Genomic DNA, 585 nt, shown 5'->3' on the forward strand with positions numbered 1-585 from the left:
CCGCGAGATCGCCAGCTGGTCGGCCACCCGGCGGATATCGCTGATCCGGGTGCCGTTGCCCACGTCGCCATAGCCGAAGTTCTGCGGATTGGCGGTGGCGAAGTCGACCTTCTGCCGGCTGTAGCCCGGCGTGTTGATGTTGGCGACGTTGTGGCTGGTGGTCGCCAGCGCCCGCTGGAAAGCGAGCAGGGCGCTGGTGCCGGTGGAAAGTACGCTGGACATGGGTTACCTCAACGACGGATGACGCCCAGCCCGGTCGGGCTGGCGGTGCTGGCAAAGGTCTCGCCCAGGCGCTGGCTGGCATTGCCCACGGCGGCGATCGCGCGCTCGATGGTCGGGCCGCCGGCAATCGCGGCGATCTTGGCCGCGTAGCTGGGATCGGTGGCGTAGCCGGCCTTCTGCAGGCCCTGGGCGAAGCCGCGGACATCGCCGCCGGCCTGCAGCGCATTCTGGTAACGCGGGCTGTTCTTGAGCAGTTTCACGTAGTCGGCAAAACTGTCGCCAACCGAGGTGTAGGCGCGGAAGCTGGCGGTTTCGTTGCGGCGCACGCCGTCCACGTATTCATGGGTGCCGCTGGTGGCGCGT

Annotated in this window: 2 protein-coding genes; both read right to left on the bottom strand. The window is 67.9% G+C overall.

What is annotated here, in order from left to right; all coding sequences use genetic code 11:
• The coding region (locus tag ACXJKJ_RS31385) for a flagellar basal body protein (RefSeq protein ID WP_457395560.1) at positions 1–222 on the bottom strand (222 nt) is incomplete at its 3' end.
• Positions 223–230: 8 nt separating this feature from the next.
• The coding region (locus ACXJKJ_RS31390) for a glucosaminidase domain-containing protein (RefSeq protein ID WP_457395563.1) at positions 231–585 on the bottom strand (355 nt) is incomplete at its 5' end.

The organism is Roseateles sp. P5_E1 (genome assembly GCF_054049335.1).